26 protein-coding genes are annotated in these 25587 nt (G+C 52.0%); 8 read left to right on the top strand and 18 right to left on the bottom strand.

Going from position 1 to position 25587, the window contains the following annotated elements; translation table 11 throughout:
• The 9 genes from AADEFJLK_RS16290 to AADEFJLK_RS16255 all read right to left on the bottom strand — a co-directional run.
• On the bottom strand, positions 1-1728 hold a 1728-nt coding region (locus AADEFJLK_RS16290), incomplete at its 3' end, for a KGGVGR-motif variant AAA ATPase (protein WP_170065138.1).
• Positions 1725-2357 carry a MarR family transcriptional regulator gene (locus AADEFJLK_RS16285; RefSeq protein WP_103974970.1) on the bottom strand — a complete coding sequence of 211 codons (633 nt, stop codon included), beginning with the start codon at positions 2355-2357 and terminating at the stop codon, positions 1725-1727. The genes AADEFJLK_RS16290 and AADEFJLK_RS16285, both read right to left, overlap by 4 nt.
• Positions 2358-2408: 51 nt before the next feature.
• Positions 2409-3692 (bottom strand): hypothetical protein, encoded by a 1284-nt coding sequence (locus tag AADEFJLK_RS16280; RefSeq protein ID WP_103974969.1) that lies wholly within the window; start codon positions 3690-3692, stop codon positions 2409-2411.
• 139 nt (positions 3693-3831) lie between these two features.
• Entirely contained in the window at positions 3832-5130 is a 1299-nt protein-coding gene (locus tag AADEFJLK_RS16275) for an AmpG family muropeptide MFS transporter (RefSeq protein WP_103975105.1), read from the bottom strand.
• Positions 5131-5596: 466 nt separating this feature from the next.
• Complete coding sequence (gene mrdA / locus AADEFJLK_RS16270; RefSeq protein ID WP_103974968.1) at positions 5597-7510, bottom strand: penicillin-binding protein 2; 1914 nt, start codon at positions 7508-7510, stop codon at positions 5597-5599.
• A 7-nt stretch (positions 7511-7517) separates the two neighbouring features.
• Complete coding sequence (gene mreD / locus AADEFJLK_RS16265; protein WP_088621290.1) at positions 7518-8000, bottom strand: rod shape-determining protein MreD; 483 nt, start codon at positions 7998-8000, stop codon at positions 7518-7520.
• Positions 7993-8955, bottom strand: coding sequence for a rod shape-determining protein MreC (mreC, locus tag AADEFJLK_RS16260; RefSeq protein WP_103974967.1), 963 nt, complete (start codon positions 8953-8955; stop codon positions 7993-7995). Before mreC ends, mreD begins: the two co-directional genes overlap by 8 nt.
• Before the next feature lie 262 nt (positions 8956-9217).
• On the bottom strand, positions 9218-9376 hold the full coding sequence (locus AADEFJLK_RS24620) for a hypothetical protein (RefSeq protein WP_170065137.1): 159 nt from the start codon (positions 9374-9376) through the stop codon (positions 9218-9220).
• A 492-nt stretch (positions 9377-9868) separates the two neighbouring features.
• Positions 9869-10912 carry a rod shape-determining protein gene (locus tag AADEFJLK_RS16255; RefSeq protein WP_088621724.1) on the bottom strand — a complete coding sequence of 348 codons (1044 nt, stop codon included), beginning with the start codon at positions 10910-10912 and terminating at the stop codon, positions 9869-9871.
• A 115-nt stretch (positions 10913-11027) separates the two neighbouring features.
• On the opposite strand from AADEFJLK_RS16255, the gene gatC reads away from it, so the two are divergent.
• The 3 genes from gatC to AADEFJLK_RS16240 all read left to right on the top strand — a co-directional run bounded on the left by gatC (position 11028) and on the right by AADEFJLK_RS16240 (position 14497).
• Entirely contained in the window at positions 11028-11315 is a 288-nt protein-coding gene (gatC, locus tag AADEFJLK_RS16250) for an Asp-tRNA(Asn)/Glu-tRNA(Gln) amidotransferase subunit GatC (protein WP_088621224.1), read from the top strand.
• Between the two features lie 12 nt (positions 11316-11327).
• Positions 11328-12779, top strand: a complete 1452-nt coding sequence (gene gatA, locus AADEFJLK_RS16245; RefSeq protein ID WP_103974966.1) for an Asp-tRNA(Asn)/Glu-tRNA(Gln) amidotransferase subunit GatA — start codon at positions 11328-11330, stop codon at positions 12777-12779.
• Positions 12780-13291: 512 nt separating this feature from the next.
• Positions 13292-14497, top strand: a complete 1206-nt coding sequence (locus AADEFJLK_RS16240) for a C-type lectin domain-containing protein (RefSeq protein WP_103974965.1) — start codon at positions 13292-13294, stop codon at positions 14495-14497.
• 245 nt (positions 14498-14742) lie between these two features.
• Here AADEFJLK_RS16240 and AADEFJLK_RS24090 read toward each other — a convergent pair whose 3' ends face one another.
• The 8 genes from AADEFJLK_RS24090 to AADEFJLK_RS16210 form a co-directional block, all read right to left on the bottom strand.
• Positions 14743-14946 carry a hypothetical protein gene (locus tag AADEFJLK_RS24090; RefSeq protein ID WP_146054629.1) on the bottom strand — a complete coding sequence of 68 codons (204 nt, stop codon included), beginning with the start codon at positions 14944-14946 and terminating at the stop codon, positions 14743-14745.
• Positions 14947-14954: 8 nt separating this feature from the next.
• Entirely contained in the window at positions 14955-15077 is a 123-nt protein-coding gene (locus tag AADEFJLK_RS25920; RefSeq protein WP_282957370.1) for a type II toxin-antitoxin system HicB family antitoxin, read from the bottom strand.
• Between the two features lie 97 nt (positions 15078-15174).
• On the bottom strand, positions 15175-15933 hold the full coding sequence (locus AADEFJLK_RS16235; RefSeq protein ID WP_088621221.1) for a sulfite exporter TauE/SafE family protein: 759 nt from the start codon (positions 15931-15933) through the stop codon (positions 15175-15177).
• Positions 15934-16074: 141 nt separating this feature from the next.
• Complete coding sequence (gene rluB / locus AADEFJLK_RS16230; RefSeq protein WP_088621220.1) at positions 16075-16965, bottom strand: 23S rRNA pseudouridine(2605) synthase RluB; 891 nt, start codon at positions 16963-16965, stop codon at positions 16075-16077.
• Between the two features lie 677 nt (positions 16966-17642).
• On the bottom strand, positions 17643-18200 hold the full coding sequence (scpB, locus tag AADEFJLK_RS16225) for an SMC-Scp complex subunit ScpB (RefSeq protein ID WP_088619630.1): 558 nt from the start codon (positions 18198-18200) through the stop codon (positions 17643-17645).
• A 16-nt stretch (positions 18201-18216) separates the two neighbouring features.
• Positions 18217-19035 carry a segregation and condensation protein A gene (locus AADEFJLK_RS16220; protein WP_088619631.1) on the bottom strand — a complete coding sequence of 273 codons (819 nt, stop codon included), beginning with the start codon at positions 19033-19035 and terminating at the stop codon, positions 18217-18219.
• 114 nt (positions 19036-19149) lie between these two features.
• Positions 19150-19803, bottom strand: coding sequence for a site-2 protease family protein (locus AADEFJLK_RS16215; RefSeq protein ID WP_088619632.1), 654 nt, complete (start codon positions 19801-19803; stop codon positions 19150-19152).
• Between the two features lie 14 nt (positions 19804-19817).
• Positions 19818-20441 carry an L-threonylcarbamoyladenylate synthase gene (locus AADEFJLK_RS16210; protein ID WP_088619633.1) on the bottom strand — a complete coding sequence of 208 codons (624 nt, stop codon included), beginning with the start codon at positions 20439-20441 and terminating at the stop codon, positions 19818-19820.
• A gap of 576 nt (positions 20442-21017) precedes the next feature.
• On the opposite strand from AADEFJLK_RS16210, the gene AADEFJLK_RS16205 reads away from it, so the two are divergent.
• From AADEFJLK_RS16205 to AADEFJLK_RS16195, 3 genes are all read left to right on the top strand, one after another.
• Positions 21018-21632: a GTP-binding protein gene (locus AADEFJLK_RS16205; protein ID WP_088619634.1), complete on the top strand. Its 615-nt coding sequence runs from the start codon at positions 21018-21020 to the stop codon at positions 21630-21632.
• 272 nt (positions 21633-21904) lie between these two features.
• Positions 21905-22435: a hypothetical protein gene (locus tag AADEFJLK_RS16200; protein ID WP_103974964.1), complete on the top strand. Its 531-nt coding sequence runs from the start codon at positions 21905-21907 to the stop codon at positions 22433-22435.
• On the top strand, positions 22432-22965 hold the full coding sequence (locus tag AADEFJLK_RS16195) for a hypothetical protein (RefSeq protein WP_103974963.1): 534 nt from the start codon (positions 22432-22434) through the stop codon (positions 22963-22965). The genes AADEFJLK_RS16200 and AADEFJLK_RS16195 overlap by 4 nt, the downstream gene beginning before the upstream one ends.
• 60 nt (positions 22966-23025) lie before the next feature.
• On the opposite strand, the gene AADEFJLK_RS16190 is transcribed toward AADEFJLK_RS16195, so the two are convergent.
• On the bottom strand, positions 23026-23319 hold the full coding sequence (locus tag AADEFJLK_RS16190) for an HU family DNA-binding protein (protein WP_088621595.1): 294 nt from the start codon (positions 23317-23319) through the stop codon (positions 23026-23028).
• A 751-nt stretch (positions 23320-24070) separates the two neighbouring features.
• Between AADEFJLK_RS16190 and pqqD the strand changes: the two genes are divergently transcribed.
• Together pqqD and pqqE are read left to right on the top strand one after the other, a co-directional pair.
• A complete protein-coding gene (pqqD, locus tag AADEFJLK_RS16180) occupies positions 24071-24340 on the top strand; it encodes a pyrroloquinoline quinone biosynthesis peptide chaperone PqqD (protein WP_088619637.1) in 270 nt (89 codons plus the stop codon).
• Positions 24321-25454 (top strand): pyrroloquinoline quinone biosynthesis protein PqqE, encoded by a 1134-nt coding sequence (gene pqqE / locus AADEFJLK_RS16175; RefSeq protein ID WP_103974962.1) that lies wholly within the window; start codon positions 24321-24323, stop codon positions 25452-25454. Before pqqD ends, pqqE begins: the two co-directional genes overlap by 20 nt.
• Positions 25455-25587: the final 133 nt, after the last annotated feature.

The raw sequence follows: 25587 nt of genomic DNA, 5'->3' as shown, positions 1-25587 counted from the left end.
CGCGTCGCCAAACCGCCCCAGCAGTTCGTCATAGGCGGCGATTGCTTCTTCCGGCTGTTGCTGTTGACCCAAGGTAAACCCTTTATAGAATAGGGCGTTGGCAATCGGTTCCTGTAAGGCGGATTCTGTCGAGCCGCCAAAACGCCCCAGCAGTTCGTCATAGGCGGCGATTGCTTCTTCCGGCTGTTGCAATTGACCCAAGGCAATCCCTTTGTTATATAGGGCGTTAGCAATCGGTTTCTGTAAAGCGGGTTCGGTTGCGTCGCCAAACCGCCCCAGCAGTTCGTCATAGGCGGCGACTGCTGCTTCCGGCTGTTGCAGTTGGCCTAAGCTAACCCCTTTGTTATATAGGGCGTTGGCGACCCGTTCCTGTAAGGCGAGTTCCGTTGCGTCGCTAAACCGCCTCAGCAGTTCGTCATAGGTGGCGATTACTTTTTCCGGCTGTTGCAATTGTCCCAAGGCAACCCCTTTGTTATATAGGGCATTGGCCACCTGCTCCTGTAAAGCGAATTCTGTAGAGTTGCCAAACCGCCTCAGCAACTCGTCATAGGCGGCGATTGCTTCTATAAGTTGTTGTAATTCGCCTAATATCACACCCTTGTTGCTTAAAGTTATAGCCACTAGTTCTTGTTTAGATAGTTCCACGCTATCGACATAATGCCCTAGTATTTCGTTGGTAGATACTAAAGATTTTTCTTTCTCACCTGTAAAATAATAGGCCGATGCCAGATTAAACAACAAATAGATGTCGGTTTTATTCTTATCCAAGCCCTGTAGCGCAAGGCTTATTACCCGTTGCCAATCACCTTTCTGCATAGGCTCGGCCATTTGCTGTAAATAAAAATCTGCATCCACTCCGGCGACTTCTTGGATAATCTCAACTAAGCGGCGGTAGGGGGCATCTGAGCTGAATAAGTCGCCATCATCAACCAACAGTCGGTCTTTAAAAGCCAATAAGGGGTGGTAAGGTATGACTAAAGGCTTGTCATTGTTATACGCCCCCGAAAAATCACGGCGGATAGCCTGCATTTTTTTGGCAAACGGTGTGCCTTTTTCGGTAGACATAACGGGTACGGGTGAGGCTACCAGAATGATTTTAGGGTTTAGCGGGGCTTTATCACGGATGGAGTCAAAAACACGCTTAGCCCCGGTGATATTTTGCCCATTTAAGTTGAACACCAAGACAACGATGTCCGCCAATTGATGGGTGGCAATGCCGCCGATTTCCGACAGCCCAGTACGCGCATCCATAAAGACGTAATCGGGATTGAAGCGGTCGATGATGTGGCCGCGTAGATTTTCGAGGATTTTATAGCCTTCTTGCTGGGTGTAAAAATCATGCCATGTCATGCCGTTGAGAAAACCTAAATACCCTGGCTCGTTGTGACGGCCTGCGGGCATTAGCCATACGGTGCCACGGTCGGTTTTTTGGCCTCGGCACTCGTAGATATAATCATCTAAGCTGTCCGGTGGGCCATTTTCTAGGCAGTCGGCTAAGTATTCGGCAAATCCGGCGGGGTTTTTATTGCGGCTTTTGGGCTGGAACGCCTCAAAATGCAGTAGGCCAGGGGCTTCTAGGTCTAAATCCAATAAAACGATTTTTTTACCTTTAGCCGCTAAGGCGCGGGCGCAGTTTGCCAGGGCTAATGTGCGCCCGACCCCGCCTTTATAAGAGTAAAAAGCGATAAAGCGGGTTAGGGTGTCGGGTGTTGCGGCGGAAGTGTTCATGCGCATTGGGCGAATGGTACGGCGATGGGTTTGCCCAGTTTCTCTTCACGACATTTGTTCACATAAGGATATTTTCGCTCTTCTTTAGGCAGTGTTTTAGGCGGCTCGATTGATTTAACGGCAGCAACATTGTTCAGCGTTTCTTTGCCCAATACCGATAAATACACCTCGTGGCTTTTGCCGCGTTTTAGGCGATAAATTAATCCGGCATCTTCAAGTTTTTTTAATTCATTAGCGATATGGGAAGCTGATTTGGCGCATTGCTCGACCAGTTCGGTAGGGGTGATACCGGGTTGTTGTTTGATACGGGTCATTGCCAAGCCGCTGACGGTAGACGGCAAGACCAAGCGCAATTGTTCTAAAGGCTTGCCGCTCGCTAAGGCTAAGGTCATCAGCTCGCCCAGTGTCCGCCAGCGGTCGCCGAGTTTGCTACTCTCATCATGATGGTCGGCTAAGCCTGATAAGTCGGCGCAACAGGCTCTTATCGCCTGCATGGCTTCGGCATCTTGCGCTAATAAAGCGGACGCCGCCGCTGTGGTTAGCCAGGCTTTTTCCCGACGTACTGTAGCAAAGTCTTTATTTTTTAAGGCTTGTCTGTAGTTATCGCGGTGTTCGGCTAAGTTATCCATAGTTCACTTTATTATAGGGTTAATTTGTGAAGTGATGAGGATATACTACTGTCAGTTCATTGTTATATCAATATGTACTGTGAATAAAAAAGGGGCTATAGGTTCCGGTTTTAATGTGTCTTTCTTTGTGGGGCAGTAAGCGAGCATCGACTTGTCATCGGAATTATCTTTTTGGGCATTGCAAATAAAGGCACTAGACCCCGCCTTGCCTGCCGCACGGCAGCGGTCTTTAAAGCGACTTAAACCCTCAGACATGGCGGGGACTAAAAAAATAGCAATCGGTAGGGTTTGCCAGTGCTTGTCTTGCAGAAAATCCAAGCATATCGCCGTGGCTATTGCCCCTAAGGTGGTGTTGCGTATAGTTAGGTGTTGGGTTATGTCGGTCGGCTCGAAGGCGGGTGCGGCAATGCCGAATAGTGCTTGCGTTTGTTCGGCAGTCAAATCAAACGACTGGCGTTTGTCTTGTTGCCATTCGAGACCGCCGACAGAATTAAAAACGCTACAGCGGTTGCTATAAGTGTTGGCTGGCGCTGGGTTATCGGCATGGACATGGCGGGTGCCGGCCACCACTAGGCGGATTTGGGGGTCAAAGGCGTTGTTTTTTCTTAGCCATTGGCTAATATGGCTTTGCAGGTTTTCGGTCATGACCAGTTCGGGAAACAACAGAATATGCACATTTGCTTGATAAGCCGCCGCCAATACGCTGCTAATCCGTTCTAGGAGCTCTGCTTCGGCGGTTTTTGTGCCGCAACACCAGAAAGGGATTTTGCCATTAATGCCGCGCGGGTCATGCGCATCGCAAGCCCAGCGCATATCTTGCCCATCTGCATACGGTGAAAAGCCGATTTTTAAGTGGTTTGTTAGGGTGTCGAAGGCATCACTGCGGCATATATCCAGTATTGTTGATGTTTCGATGGCTTGCCATTCATGATGCAAAGCCAATGTGCCTGTAGTGCCAAGGCTATGGCTGGGTTTAAATCGCTTTTTTTCTGGGATTCCTTTGAGAATGGGCGATTCTGTGCGGCGCAGCAATAGATAGCGTGAATTGTTGAGGGTAACTTCTATGGGAGTGTCGATTAAACACGGGGAAGCAAGCTGCCGAAATTTGTTATCCATCTCGCACAAGTAACCAAAAACGGCTAAACAATCCACATCCGTCAGTGTTGTTTTTGCCAGAAGCCCGTTAATATTTTGCGGCTTAGATAATGCAGCACCTATTTCTGATGACTTACAGGTGTTAATTGCATTTGCCAAGCGTTGGCTATCATTGCAAACAACACGCACATACAGGGCGCACCATTGCTGCAATGTTTCATCATCAAAATGTCCATACATCGTTGTGCCTTGTTATTATCGGATAGGGGCTAAGCGCTTAGGTTTTGGCACTACGCTAACATAGTGTGCCGACTCTTGCCAATGGGTGTTTTTAAACCTTGCCTTGTTATGACGAACACCTTTGCATCCCCTCCCCCACTCACCCCTCCTCAGCAAACCCCTTAGCCGTCTTATGCCACGGGGCAATATAAAACAGCAACAACATACCCGGCAGTGCCAAAGCGAAGCAAAGCCAGTAGAAGTGCTGCCAGCCTAGGGCGTTGATGTGGAATAGCACGACACTAAACACACTAATGTCGCCGCCTTCGACAAAATACCCGGCTAAGGCATTGGCGAGGGTGCGGGGCGTGGCGGCAAGACTGGTGAATAAGGCGAATTGGGTGGCGGCGTAGACCGGGTGGGTGGTGGTGGCGACAAAGGCGACGAACGCCGCTGTGCCTAAGCCCATGCCGAAGCTTTCTAAGGCGATGACCAAGGCCAAACTGCCTAGGCTATGATCGGTGGTCGCCAGCCAAGCAAAACCTAAAATCACCAAAGCCTGTAACAGGCCAAAAATCCATAAAGCGCGGTTAAGGCCGATATATACCAGCCACACGCCGCCGAAAATCCCCCCCGCGATGCTTGCCCATAACCCGGCGTTTTTGGCAACAATGCCGATTTCGGTTTTGCTAAAGCCCAAGTCCAAATAAAACGGGGTCAGCAAGGCGCTGGCCATGGTGTCGCCGAGTTTGTAAAGGAAGATAAATGCCAAAATCAGCAGGGCGTTTTTTACGCCTTGGCGTTGGAAAAATTCGTGGAAAGGTTCGACAATCGCCGCGCGTAAGGTTTTCGGCGCGTATACCGAAGTTACCGGTTCGCTCATGCACAGGCTTAAGGCGATGCCCGGCAGCATGAATAGGGCGGTGACGCTATAGACCACTTGCCAAGAGACATGGTCGGCCAGTACCAGCGATAAGGAGCCGGGGATAAGGCTGGCCAGTTTATAAGCATTGACATGGATGACACTGCCCAGCCCTTGCTCGGACTCGTGCAGCAATTCGCGCCGGAAAGCGTCAATGGCGATATCTTGGCTGGCCGACAAAAACGCCACCGCCACCGCTAAGCCGATAATCAGGCGCAAATCGTCTTGCGGCGACAGCCAGCCAAAGATGGGCAAAATCGCCAGCAAACCCAATTGGGTCAGCAACATCCACGACCGCCGCCGCCCTATACCTAAGGAATAACGGTCACAAAGCGGCGACCATAAAAACTTCCAAGTATAGGGCAGCTGGATTAAGGTCAGTAAGCCGATGGTTTTCAGGTCGATGCCCGCGCTATGGAACCACGCCGCGAACAGGTTAATCAGAATGTACAGCGGCAAGCCTGAGGAAAACCCGGTTAAGATGCAGATAAGCAAGCGGCGGTTGAAGATCCGGTCGGTGAATAGGGATGTTTTCATAGGGGGCTTAAACTCGATCATCAAGTTTTTCATAAAACCCGCCCTAAATAGGGTGGGGCATTGGTTAAAAAACACAAGCCCGTAGGGTAAGACAGCTCCCTCCCCTGATGGGGAGGGTTGGGGTGGGGAGAATAAAATCAATAACTTACTCTTCTGTCTCAGAGATTTTAAGCAGACTGTTTTTAGTCCGCTTAATGAAAAAAGCCCTGTTTAGATTCTCCCCACCCCAACCCTCCCCATCAGGGGAGGAAGTCGCGTAACCTCTCAACTTGTTGTTTTTAATTAATTTAAATATTCATTCAATGTCCAAGCTTATTATTCTAATATTAAAAACTTGCACATCGAGTTAAAGGTGGTTGGCGGGGCTGGCTCCTATTCTAAGGGAGATGTAAGGGACGGCGGCGATTTTCTTGTCTTGGAGCGCGGGCATCTTGCCCGCCCTTGCGGGCAAGATGCCCGCGCTCCCTTAATCTTCCGGCTGCGGCGGCGGGTTAGCCGTTTCTTCTGTAGGCTTGGCTTCGCTGGGTTCCGGCTCCGGTTTTTTGAGCTTTTCCCGCATATATTGCTTAATCACCTGCGCGGCGATGGGGGCGGCGACAGAACCGCCGTGGCCACCGTTTTCGGCGATCACAGCGATGGCGATTTGCGGGTCGCCGACAGGTGCGAAGGCAATAAACAAGGCGTGGTCGCGCAATTTAAAGTCGATGCTGTGTTCGTTGTATTTGGCGTTTTGCTTGATGTTGAACACCTGCGCCGTACCGGTTTTGCCCGCGATTTGGTAGGGTATGTTCCGGCCTATGCTTTTCGCCGTGCCGTGTTCGCTATTGACGACGTTAATCATACCGTCAATGACGCTGTTAAGGTTGGCGGATTTTAACGCCAGCGCCTGTTGCGGCGGGTGCGGTGGCGGGCCTATATAGGTGGCCGAGACGATTTTATCGACCAAAAACGGATTGACGATGTCGCCCCGGTTGGCGAGGGTGGCGGTCGCCCTGGCCAACTGTAAGGGCGTGACTTGTAAAAAACCTTGGCCGATGCCAGTGATTAAGGTCTCGCCTAAAGCCCATTCACGGTTCCTATGGTCTTGCTTCCATTGTTTGGACGGCAACAACCCCGCTTTTTCGCCGCTTAAATCAATACCCGATTTCTCGCCGAAACCGAACTTTTCCAAAAACCCGTGCATCCGGTCTATGCCGAGGATGCTGGCGAGGCGATAAAAATACACGTCACAAGATTGGGTGATGGCTTGGCTCATATTCACCGAGCCATGCCCGCCTTTGCGCCAGTCGCGGTATTTGTGGGTGGAGCCGGGGATTTGGTAGTAGCCGGGGCAAAACAGCTTTTGCTGGGCGCTGATCGCCCCCTCTTCCAGCCCCGCCAAGGCGACAAAAGGCTTGATGGTGGAGCCGGGCGGGTACAGGCCGCGCAAAGCGCGGTTATACAGCGGTTGGTCATCGGATTCGCTCAGGGCTTTATAGGTGTCGTTGCTGATGCCGACCACGAACGGGTTAGGGTCAAAGCCCGGACGGCTGGCAAACACCAGCACCCCGCCGGTTTTGATGTCTATCGCCACGACCGCACCGTTATAGCCTGCCAGTGCGTCAAAGGCGGTTTTTTGCAAGTCAATGTCCAAGGTCAGGTACAGGTTTGCGCCCGGTTCGGGAGCATTCTCGCTTAAGGTATTCAAAGAGCGGGCCTGGACGTTGGTCTCGATTTCCGCATAACCGGTTTTGCCGTGCAGCTCTTTTTCATAACTGCTTTCTATGCCCAGCTTGCCCAAATGCGTGGAGCCGCGATACTCGGACATGGGCAGCGTCTTCATTTCCTCTTCGTTAATCCGCCCGACATAGCCGACGACGTGCGCCGCCAAATCGCCGTAGGGGTAGTGGCGCACCAAGTGGGTATGGATGTCTACGCCGGGGAAATACGGCCTGACCACGGCAAATTTCGCCAGTTCGTCATCGTTCATGTTCAGCAGCAGCGGGATGCTGGTAAAGCGTTTTTGCCGCTTGCGTTGTTTTTCAAACAGTTCGATCTTATCGGGGCTGATGTCCAAAAGCTGTTGCAGGCGCTGCAAGGTCGCCGCCATATCGGTGATTTGTTCGGGGATAAGGTCTAAACTGTAAGACGGCGTGTTGTCGGCGAGGATTTTGCCGTTGCGGTCGTAAATGATGCCGCGTGTCGGCACCATCGGGGTGATCTTGACGCTGTTTTCTTTGGCTTTGGAGGCGTACAGCTCATGGCCGACAATTTGCAGATACACCAGCCGCACCACTAACGCCGCGCTGAGCAGCGTGATAAGGACTAAGGCGGCGATAATGCGCCGGATAAACAGACGGTTCCCCGCCGTGTGGTCGGTCGCCGAGTACATGGGTAACATGGCGGGATCAGTTAACAGGTTTGGACAAGCGCACAAAGCGCAACGTAAGGTAGACGAAAGGCCAGCAAAGGGTGCCGCTGAGTACCGGCCACCAAAAATCGCCGTGCAATTGTGCCGGATGCTGGAGGTTTTTAATCAAAAACAGCAATAGTTGCGACAACAGCAGGCAGGCGAAGATGAACAGTTCCTGTTGCAACAACGGGAAATGGCGCAGGCGTTTGTGCAGTTTCAGGCAAATATAGATCACCAACGAATACGCCAAGGCATATTGGCCTAATAAGCGCCCGGTCAGCACATCGGTCAACAGGCCGAAGCTCCAAGCGTGGAAAATGCCCACCCGCTCCGGGAAGCCGATCGACCAATAAATCAGCACCATCAGCACCCAATCGGGGTTGTAAATGTCCAGATGGAAGGGCAGCGGAGCGATGCGCAAGCACATGGCGACACCGATGCTGATGAGAATGCGGCCAAAGCCGTAAGTGTTAGTCATGATGCTGCTCGGTGGCCGATGGGGTGGGTTCTGGCGCGTCCGATTTATTGATAAGCGGTACGGGCATGGTTTTGCTCCAGACAATCATCAGCTCACGGTTGCGGTCGAGTTTGGCGGTCGGAGTCGCGGTGATACTGGCGAAGGCCTTGTTAGGCTGGGTGGTGAACTCATCCACGGTCGCCACTGGATAGCCTTGCGGGAAGGTACCGCCTAAACCGGAGGTAATCAGCAAATCGCCGGGGCGGATGTCGGCATTGCTGGGCAAAAACGGCAATAACAGGCGGTTCAGCTCGCCGCTGCCGACGGCAATGGTCAACAGACCGTTGCGGTTGACCTGTACGGGGATGGCGTGGTTGGGGTCGGTAATGAGCATAATCTCCGAGCTTAAGGGCAAGGCGCGGAACACTTGCCCGACCACGCCATTGGCATCGAGGACGGGTTGCTGGGGGTGTACGCCAAAACGCGTGCCTTTATTAACCACCAGAATATGTTCGTAAGGGGCCATTTTAATCGACAACAGCTCGGCAATCAGCACTTGTTCGCCCAGCTTAAAAGAATTTTCCAGCAAGGCCCGCAAGCGGATATTTTCCTTTTCTAAGGCTTCCAGTTTCAGCAGGCGGGTTTGCTGGATCAGTTGTTCTTCACGCAGCCGCTCATTGTCTTTTTTCAGCACGGTATAGGAACTCATCGACTCGGTGGTCTGCGTGACCATCGCACTGGGCATATCGACCAAGTGTTTCAGCGGCTCGATCAACAGCGATAAGCCGGCGCGTAAAAAATCCAGCCGCTGCCCGCCCCGTTGCTCGGTGACCAATAAGGCGACCGAGGCAATAACCGCGACTAGCAGGCGGGTATTGATGGAAGGGCCGGTGGCAAATAACAGTTTTATGGTCGTAGTCCTCGATATAAGGCGGTTGGGTGGCCGTTTAGGGTAGCTCGGCAAGCCTTGGGGCATCCAGTTGCGATGCTAGGGCGGCACGTTGGGGGCAGTATGGGGGGTATTTTCAGTTAAACGTGGCGAAGTAAGGCAAGCCCTGGGCAATGGCTAAACACCACTCGGAAGTCCATCCCGAACGGAGTGCAATCGCCTTCAGCCATTGCACGATAGCCAGCCGAGTGTACCAACATTAGCCTGTCGTTTGTTTAACGCCGGAGGCTGTATAGCGCAGAATGGTTAATCATTGCCCATCTTGTTTGCTTTGCCAAGCAGCGGTTCTTCATTGCTTACCGAACACCGCCGCATCTTCAATATCGGCAAACGCCACCCCTTCGGCATTTTCACTATCGGGGTAACGGATAGACCGCGAGCAACCCACTCTATCGGGCTTTGGTGGTTGCCGATGGGGAAGCTGTTGTAATAGTTTATACTCGATCATCAAGTTTTTAATATTAGAATAAGCAACTTAGCCACTAGATATTGGATTAGTATTTTAATTAAGTAAAAACAACAAGTTGCAATGGAATCCGTCCCCCTCCCCTGATGGGCGACTGCATGGATGCAGGAGGTAGAGCAACGCAGGAGCAGTTGCCGAGAGGGATGGGGTGGGGAGAATCTAAATAAGGCTTTTTTCATTAAACGAAATAAAAACAGTCTGATTAAAATCTCTTAGCCATGAGCATAAGTCATTGATTTTATTCTCCCCACCCCAACCCTCCCCATCAGGGGAGGGAGTTGCCCACCTTAACAAGCCTTAGCTCTCCGCTAATCTTCCCCACTATTTAGAGGTGACTTTATGAAAAACTTGATGATCGAGTTATAGGCCAATTCCAGAAAGCCCGGATCAATTTGCTCAATTTCCTGTTTTAGGTCTTCTTTCGTGATCATCTGCTTAAGCCCTTCGCATTTACTTTGCGCTAACCCAGCCCGGCTATTCCAACGAGAATGTCGACACGCCTTTTTTATCGAGCATTTCCAGCACCATGCCGCCGCCTCTGGCAACACAGGTTAAGGGGTCGTCGGCGATGAACACGGGCAGGCCGGTCTCTTCGGCAATCAGGCGGTCAATGTCTTTCAGCAAAGCACCGCCTCCGGTCAGGTAAATGCCCCTGTTAGCGACATCCGCGCCCAGTTCCGGCGGGGTTTGTTCCAGCGCGACTTTAACCGCGCCGACAATGCCGGACAGCGGCTCTTGCAGGGCTTCGAGGATCTCGTTGCTGTTCAGCGCGAAACTACGCGGCACACCTTCGGCAAGGTTACGGCCTTTGACTTCAATTTCCATCACCTCACTGCCCGGATAAGCGGTGCCGATTTCCATTTTAATGCGTTCGGCAGTGGCCTCACCGATCAGCGTGCCGTAATTGCGGCGCACATAGTTGATGATGGCATCGTCAAAACGGTCGCCACCGATGCGCACCGAGTTGGAATAAACAATCCCGTTAATGGAGATGACCGCGACTTCCGACGTGCCGCCGCCGATGTCCAGCACCATCGAACCGCAGGCCTCATCCACGGGCAGACCCGCGCCTATCGCCGCTGACATTGGCTCTTCAATCAGATAAACTTCCCGCGCCCCGGCCATGGCCGCCGATTCTTTAATCGCCCGCCGTTCCACTTGGGTCGAGCCGCACGGCACACAGATCAAAATCCGTGGGCTAGGACGCAACAATTTGCTTTTATGGACTTTTTCGATAAAGAACCGCAACATGCGTTCGGTGACGGCAAAATCGGCGATTACGCCGTCTTTTAAGGGCCTTATGGCGGTGATATTGCCGGGGGTGCGGCCTAGCATCCGCTTGGCATCCATACCCACCGCAGCGATGGTTTTGGAGCCGCGTATTTTATCTTCTTTAATAGCCACCACAGACGGTTCGTTGAGTACGATGCCTTGACCCGGAATATAGATCAAGGTATTAGCGGTTCCTAAGTCAATGGAAAGATCGTTTGAAAAAAGACCGCGAATTCGTTTGAGCAGCATTTGTATCGGTTTCCTTGGGGGAATAAAAATGCTACTACTGTATCAATCAAGCAGGTATTTGGGCAAGATATAAAGTATCATATTTAGATTGCTAGCTTTTATGGAGTAAAAAATGTCGTTGACGGCGGATGATGTAAACAAAATAGCGCACTTGGCGCGTCTGGGGATTGATTCTCAAGATATTGAATCCTATACAAAAGATTTATCGGGGATGCTGGATTTAATGACCCAAATGAGCAAACTGGACACCAGCGGCATTGAACCGATGGCGCACCCTTTAGATCAGGTGCAGCGGCTACGGGCGGACGCGGTGACCGAAGCCGACCAACGGGCGCACTTTCAGGCACTGGCCCCGCAAGTGGCCGACGGCCTGTACCTCGTGCCAAAAGTTATCGAATAGACGGAAGCCCTTATGCACACACAATCAATCAGCCAGTTAGCCCAAAGCTTGCGGTCGGGCGCGTTCTCCAGCGTCGAACTGACCCGCCATTATTTACAGCGTATCCAAGCGCATCAGGCACTTAACGCCTATATCACCGTCACCGAAGCCCAGGCTTTAGAAGCTGCCGCCGTCGCCGACCAGCGTTTGGCGGACGGCACGGCGACCCTGTTGACGGGCATCCCCATCGCCCAAAAAGACATTTTTTGTACCCTAGGCGTTAAGACCAGTTGCGGCTCAAAAATGCTCGACAATTTTATCGCCCCGTATAACGCCACCGTAGTGGATAACTTCAACCAGGCCGGGGCCGTCTCGTTGGGTAAACTCAACATGGACGAATTCGCCATGGGTTCTTCCAACGAAACCAGCTTTTATGGCGTAGTACGCAACCCCTGGAACCCCGACACCGTGCCGGGCGGCTCGTCCGGCGGCTCAGCCGTCGCGGTCGCGGCAGGACTGGCGGTCGCAGCGACGGGAACGGACACCGGCGGCTCTATCCGCCAACCCGCCGCATTGTGCGGCATCACGGGCCTGAAACCGACTTATGGCAGAGTCTCCCGCTATGGCATGATCGCTTATGCCTCCAGCCTCGACCAAGGCGGGCCAATGGCGCGTAGTGCCGAAGACGCGGCGGTGTTGTTGCAGGTGATGGCGGGCTTTGACGGCAAAGACTCCACCAGCGCCGACCTGCCGGTGCCGGATTATCTGGCGGCTTTAAATCAGCCCCTAAGCGGCCTAAAAATCGGCTTGCCGAAAGAATTTTTTGGCGAAGGCTTAGACAGCGGGGTCGCCGAGGTGATTATGGCGGCAGTGGCCGAATACCGTAATCTAGGCGCACAAGTCATTGAAGTTTCCATGCCGAACCTCAATCTGGCGATTCCGGCCTATTATGTCATTGCCTGTGCGGAAAGCTCCGCCAACCTGTCGCGCTATGACGGCGTACGCTTTGGCCACCGCTGCGCCAACCCGCAAGATTTGACCGACTTGTACACCCGCTCGCGCGGCGAAGGCTTCGGCAAAGAAGTCAAACGGCGGATTTTAATGGGGACTTACGCGTTGTCGGCGGGCTATTATGATGCCTATTATTTGAAAGCCCAAAAAGTCCGCCGCCTGATTAGCCAAGACTTCCAGCAAGCCTTAGCCCAGGTCGATGTCATCATGAGTCCGGTCACGCCGACCACCGCTTTCGGTATCGGCGAAAAGCTCGCTGACCCGATTGCCATGTATCTGGCTGACATTTACACCATCGCCATTAACCTAGCGGGCGTACCCGCCATGTCCATTCCTGCGGGCCTAAGCGGTGGCCTGCCCGTCGGCCTGCAACTGATCGGCAACCATTTCAGCGAAGCGCGGTTGCTGAACATCGCCCACCAATACCAGCAAGTGACCGACTGGCATACCTTAACGCCACCGGGCTTCGCCTAAGGGTCAATTTTAAGGCGCTTGCCCGCACGGGCAAGCACCTGCCTTTCATCTCCCCTACCCTGGTTCCGCCAGGGATTAACCGACGCGGCGAGCAGCGGGCCGCCCGCCAACATTTCGATGCCTTTGGGTAATTACTGTTATCCCAAGGCAATGCGTTCTTAAACCAGTCACCTGAAATACTGGACTGCCGCAGGTTTTACTTGTTGAGGGCGTTGGTTGCTGCTGCTAAGTATTACACTGCATTTTTCGCATTTCGGCGTTAAATTTGCAAAAAAATGTCTTAGCCGCGTTGCCGCTAAAAATATCCTAAATTATTTTTATTTTAACTATCAAAGACCTATTTATTCTATTCTTGCTTTTGTGAGTTATTCACTTTTTAAGTGGTAGTTGTTCATTTTATTACCCGTTTTGTTGTTGTATAGTCCCCAAAAGCGGTTTTAGGTTTAGGGTGAAGCCGAGCTTCATCAAGCCAAGAAGGGCATTTGCACTTTCACACCACCAGAGAACGGACGATGACATACAAACAACTGATCGCAATGGCCAGCCTAACGGCGGTATTACTGAGCTTTATCGGCGCAGCGCAGGCCGATTCAGATAAGATAACTAATCCTGACAATAACCATAGTTACCAGCGTTTTGATACCCTGGTGACGTGGGAGGCGGCAAGAACCGCTTGTGCAAGCTTATCCGGGCATTTGGCGACGAGTACCAGTGCCTCGGAAAATACTTGGATCAACACCAATATGGCATCCGGCATAGCGGTATGGTTAGGCGGCACGGACGCAGCCAAAGAAGGGACTTGGCAATGGCTGACCGGAGAAGCTTGGAGTTATCAGAATTGGGCGAGCGGAGAACCTAATAATGCTGGCGGCGGCGAGAATTTTCTGATGATGAATTTTCCGGGGAAAACTGCCGGAAGTTGGAACGATTACGGCGGCCCTGGCAACAACAGCACCAAGACTGTCGCTTATCTGTGTGAATGGGATTCGGCATATACCTGTGATAAAGATTGTCCCGCCCCGTTTGTTAAAAATGAATTCTGGACAACGAAATACGGGCCTGCCGCCGCCAATATCGTGTTATCGAAAAGCAATTTCTTGGCCTGTTCGTCCCCATCTTACGCGCTTTGTTATTACTCTGGCCCACCCAGTAGTGACCCTAACGTCCAATCCTTGCCTTGCACGGTCTCCCCAACCGATCCGAGCGTTGCAGACTGCCGTTGCCCGGTAGAGTCGGGCGCGTCTTATGTCGATATTAACTCGATTCGGAATACCGAAGCTTACATTGAGACCATCCGCACTTGTGGCATAACGGGTGCGCTGTGCAAAAATATGGAAAACGAAAAATCGGGCACCGCATTGTTGACTGCCCCGGTCTGCGATTATTTGCAAGCCAGCGCCGACGGCACCCCTATGGAACCCAAGTCTGAGGTCATTTCCACATTCAGCACTGTCCAAATTTCCGGCTATCACCTAGGACAGACCGATTGCGCTACGCCCGCTACTTATGCCGGGTGTATGACCGCGTCCTGCACTTATGAATTGGATGCCAACAATAATAAGACAGGCTTTGCCCAATGCAAATGCCCACTTTATACCGGGCCTTATCAAGTTGGGCAAAATCGCGCTAGCTGCGATGCGGGCAGCGGTTATGTCTGGTCGGCGGCGTTTGCCCCCAATCCTGTCCAATTGTCTGCCCCGACCCCTAAAAATAAATAATGGTAGGGCTGCCACGATAACGCTATGAAGAAAACGTTGTCTCAAGGCTTTGGCGGCGGCTTTTACTTGGTCAAGCCCTGAGGTGAGGTTTAAGGCAAAGAGTTGGCTAAGGAGGATCGTGCACGAAATAAAGCCTATTGTAGAGACGAGGGGCTGTTCCCTGAGCGGAGCCGAAGGGAGCGGCTCTTTCGGCTCCGCTCAGGGACTGAAAGGTAGAATCGGATACGCTGAAGTGTCATGAACGCCTACTTAATTTTATGCACGTTCCTAAGTTGCGGAATTAGCCAACCCAAACGCCCTGACAAATCGGCTTGACGGATGCCTTGCGCGAGCATTTCACGGTATACGCCCAACTTAGCACAGGCCAACGCTGACGGCCTTACGGTTGGCAAACCTGCCGATGCCGAGGGTTCTGGCAACGCTTTATGGTCATCAACATAAAAAGACAAGGCGGCTTCTAATGCGTCAACCGCATGGCATCATCCTTATTGATGCCAAAGGTAATGGCTTCGGGAACGTCTGGAAATGTCACCCGCACTGTGCCGTTATCAGAGGTTAAGGTGACGGGGTAATCAAACATAGCGGCGCCTTATTTTAAACCAAGCTGGCGTTTAATGGTGGTTTCGATACCTTTACCAAATTCTGCCGTACCGTGCATAAGAAGGACAGACTGCTAATCACCCCAGCAACAACTTTAACCCCACCAACACCGTGACAATTTCAAAGCTGCGTTTAATCCATTTGTTGCCTTTTAAAATCGCCAGATGCGAGCCCAAGTAACCGCCGACAAACGAGCCGAGCAGCAATACCGGAATCCAACTCCATTGCACGTCCGAGATCAGCGCCAACACCACCGCACCCGCACCGTTCCAAAACATACCGACGATGATAAGGGTATAGGCCAAGGCGCGTTTATAGTCCATACCGAACCAGCGCACCAGAATTAGGGTGGCGAATAGCCCGGTGCCGGAGGCGATGGAGCCGTTTAAAAAGCCGACCACGAATAACAGCCCGCCACCGACGATAAAGCCGTGACAGTCGCGGTGGTTAGGCGCGTAGTGTTGGCCGAGTTGCTTTTGCAGGTAAGAATACACGCCCAAGCCGATGGTCAGTAGCGCCAAGGCCAGTTTGGCAGGGGCTTCGGGGATGTTAACCACCGCGCAGGAGCCGAGGATAACGGCGGGGATGCCGACCACAAACATAAACACAGCGAAATTTTTTTCCACCAGGTCTTCTTTCATATAGCGCACTGTGCCGCCCACACCTAAGGCGACCGAGGCGATTTTATGGGTGGCAAGGGCGACGCTAAACGGCAGGCCTAAAAAAATCAGCACCGGAAATTGGATCAGCCCCGCCCCGCCGCCCGCCAAGGCAGAAAAGGTGTTGGCAATCAGCGAAGAGATTAAAACGACAACTTGTTCGAGGATAGGGTTCATAACGGGGGCGGTGAAAGTGGGGCCAGAGACAAGCGGCAAAGCGGTTGGGTTTGGAGTGCAAAGGCCTAAGAACTAAAAACGTGCACAGGCTTTTAGGCCTTAGGTCGGGCAGAAAAGCGTGTCCGACCGACTTTCAATCCCTTACTCTGCCGCCTTAGCCAAGCCGGCAAACTCAAACAATAATTGTTGTTCTTTTTCGTTAATCTCATACACCGCGCCCGTGCGCAGGGAGTCGGGCAATACCACCGGCCCGTAACGGACACGCATCAGGCGGCTGACCACGACGTTTTGCGATTCCCATAAGCGCCTGACCAAGCGGTTACGGCCTTCGGTAACGATGACGTTATACCATTTATTGGCCCCTTCACCGCCGCTAAAGTAGATTTGGTCAAACTTAGCCAACCCGTCTTCTAATTGCACACCTTCTTGCAGGGTCGCTAAGGTGGCATCGGAAACGTGGCCTAAGATACGCACAGCGTATTCGCGTTCGACTTCGGTAGACGGGTGCATCAGGCGGTTGGCGAGTTCGCCGTTATTGGTCAGCAGTAGCAAGCCGGAGGTATTAATGTCCAAGCGCCCGACGGCAATCCACCGCCCGGTCGCCAATTGCGGCAAGCGGCGGAACACGATGGGGCGGCCTTCGGGGTCGCGGCGGGTGACGACTTCACCAGTCGGCTTATGGTAAAGCAGTACGCGGGTGGGTTGTTCGGCGAATTTTTCCCAGTTAATCACCCGGTCATTAATCTGCAAATGGTCGCCGGTATGCAGGCGCGTACCTAAAGTGGCGGTGATGCCATTGATTTTTAGGCGGCCTTCGGCAATCCATTTTTCAATTTCACGGCGTGAAGCGACCCCACCCCGCGCGAGGATTTTTTGCACCCGCTCGCCGGATTCGGGGTGCGGAGGGGCTTTTGCCGCCGGTTTGTGGCTGGGCTTGGCACTGGGCCTATCGGCGCTGGGTTTGGTGGCGGCGGGCGCGGGCCGTACGGATGGGCGCGGGCGTTGGCCAGGGCTGGTGGGTTTGTTTTTCACAGTATACCTATGTGGGGTTGTGGTGGGTATCAGGCAAGCGCGGCGGCTTGTGGCACTGATAAGAATAGGGTCAAAATATGTTATCGGCAACCGTTAGCAGACGCTAAGGAACGGGCATAAAATTAAATAGGCTCTCCATTACATCTCTGCGTGTTAAATCCCACCCTTCCTGAGCGAAGCCGAAGGGCTCCTTTTCGCAGGGGAGGGAGCTTATGCCTTCTCCGTCATATATACCTCAAACGGCCAAGTGCAAAAGGTACGCATAGCGTACCCTACGGTGAATTGTAAAAGCCGAAAACCTGGCCGTTCACAGTATAGACGGAAATCAAGGGGAAAAAGCCCCTCCCCCTGCCCCCTTCGGCTCCGCCTAGGCGAAGAGGCACTGCCATTAAGTTAAGAATTTTTTCTTTATATTTCAATAATGTAGAGATTTTGTTAATCCGTTCGTGGTGAGCCCTTCGGCAAGCTCAGGAGAGCTCTGTCGAACCATGGACGGATTAACCGCCCACCCTTCGACGACCATCAGAAGTCCCTGTGGGACAAGCTCAGAGCGAACGGTCAATCCTACTTGGCGTTATATCAAGATATAACATACTGATTAATAATACCAAACCCTTAACTTAATGGTAGTGAGGAGAGGGGGCTACCGTACTTTCGCCTGTACAACAAATTTTATTTCATGCGCGTTCTTTACTATTTTCGGTAATAGGCGGCAAATCCAGTTCTTGCAAGGCCTGTAAGGTCGGCAATTCGTTTAAGGTCGACAAGTTAAAATAATCCAAAAACAGCTTGGTCGTGCCGTACAGGGCGGGGCGGCCTGGGGCTTCTTTATAGCCCAATACCCTGATCCACTCGCGCTCCTGTAAGGTTTGGATCATGTTAGAACTGACGCTGACCCCACGGATGTCTTCAATATCACCGCGCGTGACCGGTTGCCGATAAGCGATAATCGCCAAGGTTTCCAGTAAGGCTTTTGAGTATTTCGGCGGTTTTTCCTCAAACAGCCGCGCCACCCAACGTGACAAATCCGAGCGCACCTGAAAACGGTAGCCGCTGGCGACTTTCACCAAGGCGATGCCGCGCGGCTGGTAAGCTTCTACCAAACCATCCAAGGCCGCTTGAATGTCCGCCAAATCGGGCTGTTCCAGCTCAGGAAACACCTCCTGTACCTGTTTGCAGGTCAAGGGCCGTTTCGCGGCAAATAAAATGGCTTCGATAATGCGCTGGAGTTCCACGTTGGCAGACGGTGCGTCAGGTAGCGTTGAAGGCAGCGCGGGTGGCTCGGACTCGCAGCTCGGCGAAGGGTTCGGCTTGGCTGATTTCGATGAGCCCTTCTTTGCCCAATTCAAGTATAGCAAGAAAGGCGACCACCACGCCGGATCGGCCTTCACGGTGGCTGAATAATTCTGTAAATAATCGGCTATCTGTGCCTTTAAGGTTTTCCAATATCGTAGACATGCGTTCACGGACTGATAATGCTTCTTTGGTTATGGCGTGGTGGCTAAGTTGTTCGGCGCGTTTTAGGATGCCCTTAAAAGCCAGCAACAGCTCGCTTAACTGCACATCCGGCAACGCTTGTACTACGTCTATCATGGAGGTGTCCACCTCGACGCTAAAAAAATCGCGTTCCATGCGCGGCAGTTCTTCCAAGGCTTCGGCGGCATATTTTATCGCCTCATACTCTTGCAGGCGACGGATTAAGGTCGCACGCGGGTCTTCTTCCTCATCTTCGGCATCCGGTGGACGCGGCAACAACATCCGTGATTTGATTTCCGCCAGCCATGCCGCCATCACCAGATAATCCGCCGCCAATTCGATTTTCAAATCGCCCATGAGCTGAATATACACCATATATTGGCGGGTGATTTGGGCGATAGGGATAGCGATAATATCCACGTTTTGCCGCCGGATCAGGTACAGCAACAAATCTAAAGGCCCGGTAAACAGCTCCAAAAACACTTCCAGCGCGTCCGGCGGAATATACAGGTCATCAGGGATTTGCGTAAACGGCGCACCGTTGACCATCGCCAGGGCGATTGTGTCGGGGAGGGTCTCAGGTGTTTCGGTCATGTTTTTGATAGTGTCGGCAAGGCCAATGGGGGTGTTAAGCAAACGGTGGGCTAAATGTCGGCACTCTCGGTTAAGCCCGTGCAATGGCCAAAGGCCCTTGCACGGGGTTCGGCGTTATAATCCCGCCAACGAAAAAAACAGCTTTTGGGCGATATACAAAGGGTACTGCAAAATGGCATCCAACACGCCCGTGTACAGTAGTGCCAAGAGGATAATAAAACCATACCGTTCAAGCTGGTTATACGGTACGGCTAAACGGTAAGGTAACACAGCGGTCATGATGCGGCTACCGTCCAAAGGCGGAATAGGCAGCAAGTTTATCAACAGCAAAGAGGTGTTGATAGACATCCCAGCAACCCCCATGTAAATTAACGGCATAGAAATCGCTTCAATACCGACCATAACGCCTAGCCGTGCCAGCAAAGCCCAGGCTACCGCCATCAGCAGATTCGCCCCAGGGCCTGCGGCGGCGACCAAGGCCATATCCCGCAAAGGTTTTTTAAAATACCGGCCATCGACCGGCACTGGTTTCGCCCAACCAAACACAAAACCCGTCCCGGTCAACAACAACAGGCCGGGCAAAATCAGCGTCCCCAGCGGATCAATATGCTTGAGCGGGTTTAAGGTCAAACGTCCGAGCATATAGGCGGTGTTGTCGCCGCATTTTTTCGCCATCCAGCCATGGGCGGCTTCGTGGCCGGTGATGGCAAAAATCACGGGCAAAATCCAGACAATAATGCGTTGGATTTGAGTCAAATCGTCCATCATAAGAATGGCCTCCTTTATTGGGTCAGCAAGGTGGCGATGCCTTTGCCTTGTCTGACGATGACGGGCCCGGTACGGGTAAATTCAATCATAGTGGTCGGCTCAAAGTGAATGATACCCGCATCGATAATCAAGTCCAGCTCATGGTCGAGTTTTTCCCTAATGTCATAAGGGTCGCTGAGCGGTTCGCTGTCGCCCGGCAAGGTTAAGGTGGTGCTGAATAAGGCCTCGCCCAACTCCTGCACCAGCATTTGCGCAATGGGATGATCGGGGATACGGATACCGATGGTCTTTTTCTTCGGGTGCTGCAAGCGACGCGGCACTTCTTTGGTGGCATCCAGAATGAACGTAAACGCTCCGGGGGTCAGGGCCTTAATCAGGCGAAAGGCATCGTTGCCGATTTTGGTAAACATCGACACTTGCGTCAAATCTTTACAGACCAAAGTAAAATCATGCTTATCATCCAATTGCCGGATGCGGCGGATATTGTCCATCGCCTGTTTATCGCCGACATGACAGGCCAGCGCGTAAGAGGAATCGGTGGGGTAAGCAATGACACCGCCTTGCTGGATAACGGCCACGGCCCGTTGGATCAGGCGCGGCTGCGGGTTTGCGTGGTGAATTTCAAGATACTGTGCCATAGCGTTCTTATCAGATTGGAATCTGTCTATTATAGCCCAGATCGCCCTAAGCTTGCAGATTGGCGGTGGCTGGCGGGTTTATCGAATGAATTTAGGCCGTGTGCCGAAGGTTTTTAACAGCAGATGTCGGCCATTATAAAAACAAACATCATCTTAAATACTAGAATACAAATTCCGTCTATTGTCTGTGGCGTGTCAGCAATACGACCTAAGCGGACAAGCCATACTGAGGCAGACAGCCAAGCCAACTCACATTCATCTTAATATAAAACAATAAGTTACTACTATAAATAAAAACATCGGCAAGACCATTAGGTTTGGCAAAAATTTTGCTTAATTTTTGCCAAACCTAACTTTTAAATTTAGGATAGGGCGCATTACCCTTAGATAACATGAACGCTTATGCCCACACTGACACACACTATTCATGCCAAAAACACGAAAATAAAAGCCTTATGTTGTTAACAAACTATTTTTCGTTATTAGCTTGCATATAGCGCAAAAATTAACTACCTTATTTCACAAAAGGTAACGTTTAGCTATCATTTAAGTTCGTCGGCAATTTAGGAATTTACAATGGATATCCACCCGCATAAACAACACTTATCGGTTACTAATAACCCGCTAAAAATCATTATTGTCGGTAATGTCGGCTCAGGCAAAACTACCGCCATCTCCGCCGTCAGCGAAGTGCCGGTCATCGGCTCGGAAGCTAAAGCGACCGAACAGGCGGCCTTGCACCGCAAAGCCACCACCACGGTCGCCATGGAATACGGGGCTATCCATATTGACAAAACCAAGGTGCATATTTATGGCACCCCCGGCCAACGGCGTTTTGAATTTATGGCGGATATTGTCTGCAAAGGCGCGGCCGGCATGATTGTCATGATTGATAACGGCCACCACCAACCACTGACCGAAGTCGATTATTTTCTCCAACTCCATAAAGACTACCTAAAAAAGCATCCGGCCATTATCGCCATTACCCATTACGATGATAACGCCACCAATACCCATCTGATCGAATACCACAGCTACATACGCAAACATGGCCTGCCCTGTGCCATTATGTGTGTCGATGCCCGCGAAAAAAACCAAGTCAGGCGGGTGATTGAAAAGCTCTATACGGAAATTAAAAGACGCCCTGCCTTAACTGCCCATGCACCAACCCTGACAAATCAGGCGGCATAGGCTTGGGAACCCTAAACCTCTGCTTTTGCGGTCAAAATGACCAAACGCTCAAGGGAGGCATTATGATAGCCATTTGCCAATATAATGTGACACACACGCCCTGTTAACGCTAGCCGTTAGGGCATTCGGCTATAGCCCGAAGACAGGAAAGGTCTCCCCTTTTGGGGCAAATTCCGCACTAAAAGTAGGCTTATGCAGTTTTTTAGGCAAATCGCCCCGCCGCCCTGGCATTTCTGTACAATAGCGGCTTTATTGTCTGCTTTCTATCCGTTGTGATTATCCGAATTTTTCTGCTGCTGCTGGCCTGTGCAGTGCTGGCCTTTATCGCTGGCGATGTCTTGCTGCGGCTCAGGTTGCCGCTGTTACCCGAACTGGTTACCCAACTGGGCTTGGCGGTATTATTGCTCGCCTTCGGCTTATTGGTCATCAGCGGCTTGGTATTGCTCGGCAAACGTATCGGCTTGGCGGTGGCGGAGTATTTCTCGCAACCGCAAATGCATTTACGGCGGCTATGGTTCAAGCAAAACCAACAGTTGGCCATTGCGCAACGCTTCCGCCTGCAAAAGCTCAAGCTGCATTTTGGCTTTGAAAACCAACGCCAACGCTTGCTCAAAGCCGATAACCAACGGCAAATAAACCGCTTGGCAAAAGCCGTCGGCGACGAACTGCGCCGCCAGAAAAAACACCTGCCCAAACCTCTATATCGGCAATGGCGGCAAGAACTGCTATCCTGCCAGCACCGACAGGATGGCGCGGGCCTGTTAAAATTACAGCAAACCATCACCGCTTGGATGCCGACATGACGCGATTACACAACGCTTTTTTGTCCTTGCTACACATTTGGCAAGGGCTAAAAGACGAGAACCTGCACTGGCAAAGCAACCGCCACGAACAACAGGCGCGGCTACGCCACGCCCAAGCCTTGGCCGACCAAGCGCTGACAGCGGAGTTGGCGCAAAAAACGGCCCAATTAGCGCATGACCTCGCCCTATTAAAAACCCAACACGACACCGAACTGGAATTGCTGAAAACCCGTTGCCAGCAGGATATTAAAGATTATCGGCACTATTTAAAGTCCCTAGACCAACTCAAGCAGTCCATCGCCGCCAGTTATCGGCACTTACCCGAAGCGGTAGTTTTTACCATCCACCACCACGCCAAGCAACTGCTCAACCAGATGTGGGAATGCGACGATTTCCAGCAAAAAATGCACTATGAAATGCAGTTGCTGCACTTTATGACCACCGTCCATGACGAAGCGCGGCTACATAAAGAAGGCCAAGGCCAAAGCCGCCTACCCGAAAAAACCCTCAGCCTGCTCCAACAGGATTAGCGGCAAGAAGGCTGTCACTTATCGGGCAGGGGTTGCCCGACAAGTGACCGTCGGCTGCTTTTAAGCCTGCTTTGCCGAATCGGCGATGCGTTCGCGCAATTGCTTGCCCGCCTTAAAATGCGCGGTATAACGCGGCGGCACATGCAGCGTTTCGCCGGAAATAAAATCGCGGCCTTTGCGGGAAATGCGGTAATGTACCGAGAACACGCCAAAATTACGGATCTCCACCCGCTCTTTTGCAACTAAGGCCTCGGCAATATGGTCTAGGATACAGTTGACAGCTTCTTCGACGGCTTTTTTACGCAAATGCGGGCGTTTTTGGGCGAGGGTTTTAATCAGTTGGTTTTTCGTCATCGCAAATTTTCCTGTTAAAGTGCTTGCCATGTAGAGGCCGGTACGGGTCAGCAGACGTACGTAACCGCGTATCTGGGCCAATAACTGCGGCATATCACACAGTCACTAGGTGATATGCCACAGTGATTCTGCGCCGCTCTGTATAAAACACGGCAAGCTTATTGTTTTTAATGGTTTTTTCTTTCTCAACAGGCAATAAGTGCAATTGTGATACCAGTTTGGCAAAACACGGGGCGGAGGCGGGATTAAAAAGCTCAGGAGAAGGCAGAAAACACGCAGGCCGACACCCGTTCCGCCCGCATTTTACCCATAGCCAAAACTACTGCTTATAAAAACCGCTGATTTTGCGTAAAATTACGCCCTGCGCCAGGCCGTTTTAAAACGGCTATTAACCCAACCAAACTGATTATGACCTGACGTTACGCAGTAACATGCTTTACCCCCCCGTTTGCCGCGCCGAGCATCGCAGGTTTTGTCGGGATCAGCCCGAATACCCGCAGGGCATAAAGGGGCGCGGCAGGGATGCCGCGCGTCGGCAGGAGGGCAGGAGCCCTCTCTGCCGACCCCCGACAAAACCGAGAAGCGCAGGATCGAGCGGCAACCGGGCCGCCTTTTCTTTGGATACTTTCTTTTGGCGGAGCAAAAGAAAGTATCTCGCCTTCGGGTGCGAGAACCCGATTAAAAAAACCGTCGCGACAGCGACTCATTATTTGTTTTTCAAATCGCAGAATATGTCTGCGTAACATCAGTTATGACTATAAACCCGCAACTGCCCCTCTCGTTTTCCCGCACCCATCGTCTGCAATGGGAAGAAGCCCAGCAAAAATTTGTCATCCTGTATCCTGAAGGCATGGTCGAGCTTAACCAGAGTTCGGCGGAAATTTTAAAATGTTGCGATGGCGTGCGGACGCTGGCTGATGTCGTCAGTGCCTTGGAAGAAAAATTTGCCACCACCGGCCTGCATCACGATATTAACGCTTTTTTGGAGGTCGCCTTAACCAATGGCTGGATACAACAATAATTCTGTAAAAATCACCCCGCCGCGTTGGTTACTGGCGGAACTGACCTACGCTTGCCCTTTGCAATGCCCGTATTGCTCTAATCCCTTGGATTATGCAAGCTATAAAACCGAGTTGAGCACCGACGACTGGAAGCGGGTGTTAAGCCAAGCGCGGCAAATGGGTGCGGTGCAGTTGGGCTTTTCCGGCGGCGAACCGCTGACCCGCCAAGACTTGCCCGACTTGGTCAAACATGCGCGGGAGCTGGGCTATTATTCCAACCTGATCACCTCAGGTTACGGCATGACCGAAGAGAAAATCGTCCAACTGAAAGAGGCGGGGCTGGACCATATCCAAGTCAGCATCCAAGCCAGCAGCCAAGAGCTCAACGACCATATCGCAGGCACGGCCTCGTTTGCACACAAGCAAGAAGTCGCCCGCCTGGTGAAAAAGCATGGCTACCCGATGGTGCTGTGCGTGGTGCTGCATAGGGAAAACATCCACCAAATGCCGGAGATTCTGGCAATGGCGAAAGAGTTGGGCGCGGATTATCTGGAACTGGCCAATACCCAATATTACGGCTGGGCGCATCTGAACCGGGATTTGTTGCTGCCGACCAAAGCGCAATTTGAGCAGGCCGAAGCCATTGCCCAAGCTTTTAAGGAAACCGTCGCGGGGACAATGAAAATCTACTATGTCGTGCCGGACTTTTACGAAGACCGTCCCAAAGCCTGTATGAACGGCTGGGGCACGACTTTCTTGACCATCGCCCCCGACGGGGTGGCTTTGCCCTGCCATTCCGCCCGGCAATTGCCGGGGCTGGACTGCCCGAATGTCAACGACTTCAGCGTCCAAGAGATTTGGCACGAATCCAAAGCCTTTAATTTTTTCCGGGGCGATGACTGGATGCAGGAGCCGTGCCGCAGTTGCGACGAAAAAGCCAAAGACTTTGGCGGTTGCCATTGCCAAGCCTATTTATTGACGGGGGATATGTACGCCGCCGATCCGGTATGCAGTAAGTCGCCCCAGCATGGCGTGATACAGGAGGCTATTGATGCCGCGCAAACGGCGACGGTAGCGGCAGAGGAAAAGCCTTTGGTGTTTAGGAACAGCAAGAATTCTAAGCTGTTTGTTTGAGGGTTATCCGCATGGGTTGCTTTAGGGGTGGCAGGGAATTATTTCAACCCCATCCCTTTTATCATTCGCCAGAGTATTCATAGAATATTCAGCTTATGGGCCTTATTATAAAAACAAAATAACTTTCATCGGA

It is taken from the genome of Methylovulum psychrotolerans, assembly GCF_002923755.1.
GTDB lineage: Bacteria > Pseudomonadota > Gammaproteobacteria > Methylococcales > Methylomonadaceae > Methylovulum > Methylovulum psychrotolerans.
Note: the sequence above shows the minus strand (reverse complement) of the source record. Positions and strands in the feature narration are given on the sequence as shown.

Bases quoted from the DNA above. Each gene is read 5' to 3' on its own strand.
- mrdA (WP_103974968.1), bottom strand. From the start codon at position 7,510: ATGTTACCCATGTACTCGGCGACCGACCACACGGCGGGGAACCGTCTG.
- AADEFJLK_RS25920 (WP_282957370.1), bottom strand. From the start codon at position 15,077: ATGTTTGATTACCCCGTCACCTTAACCTCTGATAACGGCACAGTGCGG.
- AADEFJLK_RS16280 (WP_103974969.1), bottom strand. From the start codon at position 3,692: ATGTATGGACATTTTGATGATGAAACATTGCAGCAATGGTGCGCCCTG.
- AADEFJLK_RS16220 (WP_088619631.1), bottom strand. From the start codon at position 19,035: ATGACCGAAACACCTGAGACCCTCCCCGACACAATCGCCCTGGCGATG.
- AADEFJLK_RS16240 (WP_103974965.1), top strand. From the start codon at position 13,292: ATGACATACAAACAACTGATCGCAATGGCCAGCCTAACGGCGGTATTA.
- gatC (WP_088621224.1), top strand. From the start codon at position 11,028: ATGTCGTTGACGGCGGATGATGTAAACAAAATAGCGCACTTGGCGCGT.
- AADEFJLK_RS16275 (WP_103975105.1), bottom strand. From the start codon at position 5,130: ATGAAAACATCCCTATTCACCGACCGGATCTTCAACCGCCGCTTGCTT.
- AADEFJLK_RS24620 (WP_170065137.1), bottom strand. From the start codon at position 9,376: ATGATCGAGTATAAACTATTACAACAGCTTCCCCATCGGCAACCACCA.
- mreD (WP_088621290.1), bottom strand. From the start codon at position 8,000: ATGACTAACACTTACGGCTTTGGCCGCATTCTCATCAGCATCGGTGTC.
- mreC (WP_103974967.1), bottom strand. From the start codon at position 8,955: ATGCCCCAAGGCTTGCCGAGCTACCCTAAACGGCCACCCAACCGCCTT.
- AADEFJLK_RS16285 (WP_103974970.1), bottom strand. From the start codon at position 2,357: ATGGATAACTTAGCCGAACACCGCGATAACTACAGACAAGCCTTAAAA.
- AADEFJLK_RS16235 (WP_088621221.1), bottom strand. From the start codon at position 15,933: ATGAACCCTATCCTCGAACAAGTTGTCGTTTTAATCTCTTCGCTGATT.
- pqqD (WP_088619637.1), top strand. From the start codon at position 24,071: ATGACTATAAACCCGCAACTGCCCCTCTCGTTTTCCCGCACCCATCGT.
- pqqE (WP_103974962.1), top strand. From the start codon at position 24,321: ATGGCTGGATACAACAATAATTCTGTAAAAATCACCCCGCCGCGTTGG.
- AADEFJLK_RS16190 (WP_088621595.1), bottom strand. From the start codon at position 23,319: ATGACGAAAAACCAACTGATTAAAACCCTCGCCCAAAAACGCCCGCAT.
- AADEFJLK_RS16205 (WP_088619634.1), top strand. From the start codon at position 21,018: ATGGATATCCACCCGCATAAACAACACTTATCGGTTACTAATAACCCG.
- AADEFJLK_RS16210 (WP_088619633.1), bottom strand. From the start codon at position 20,441: ATGGCACAGTATCTTGAAATTCACCACGCAAACCCGCAGCCGCGCCTG.
- AADEFJLK_RS16195 (WP_103974963.1), top strand. From the start codon at position 22,432: ATGACGCGATTACACAACGCTTTTTTGTCCTTGCTACACATTTGGCAA.
- gatA (WP_103974966.1), top strand. From the start codon at position 11,328: ATGCACACACAATCAATCAGCCAGTTAGCCCAAAGCTTGCGGTCGGGC.
- AADEFJLK_RS16215 (WP_088619632.1), bottom strand. From the start codon at position 19,803: ATGATGGACGATTTGACTCAAATCCAACGCATTATTGTCTGGATTTTG.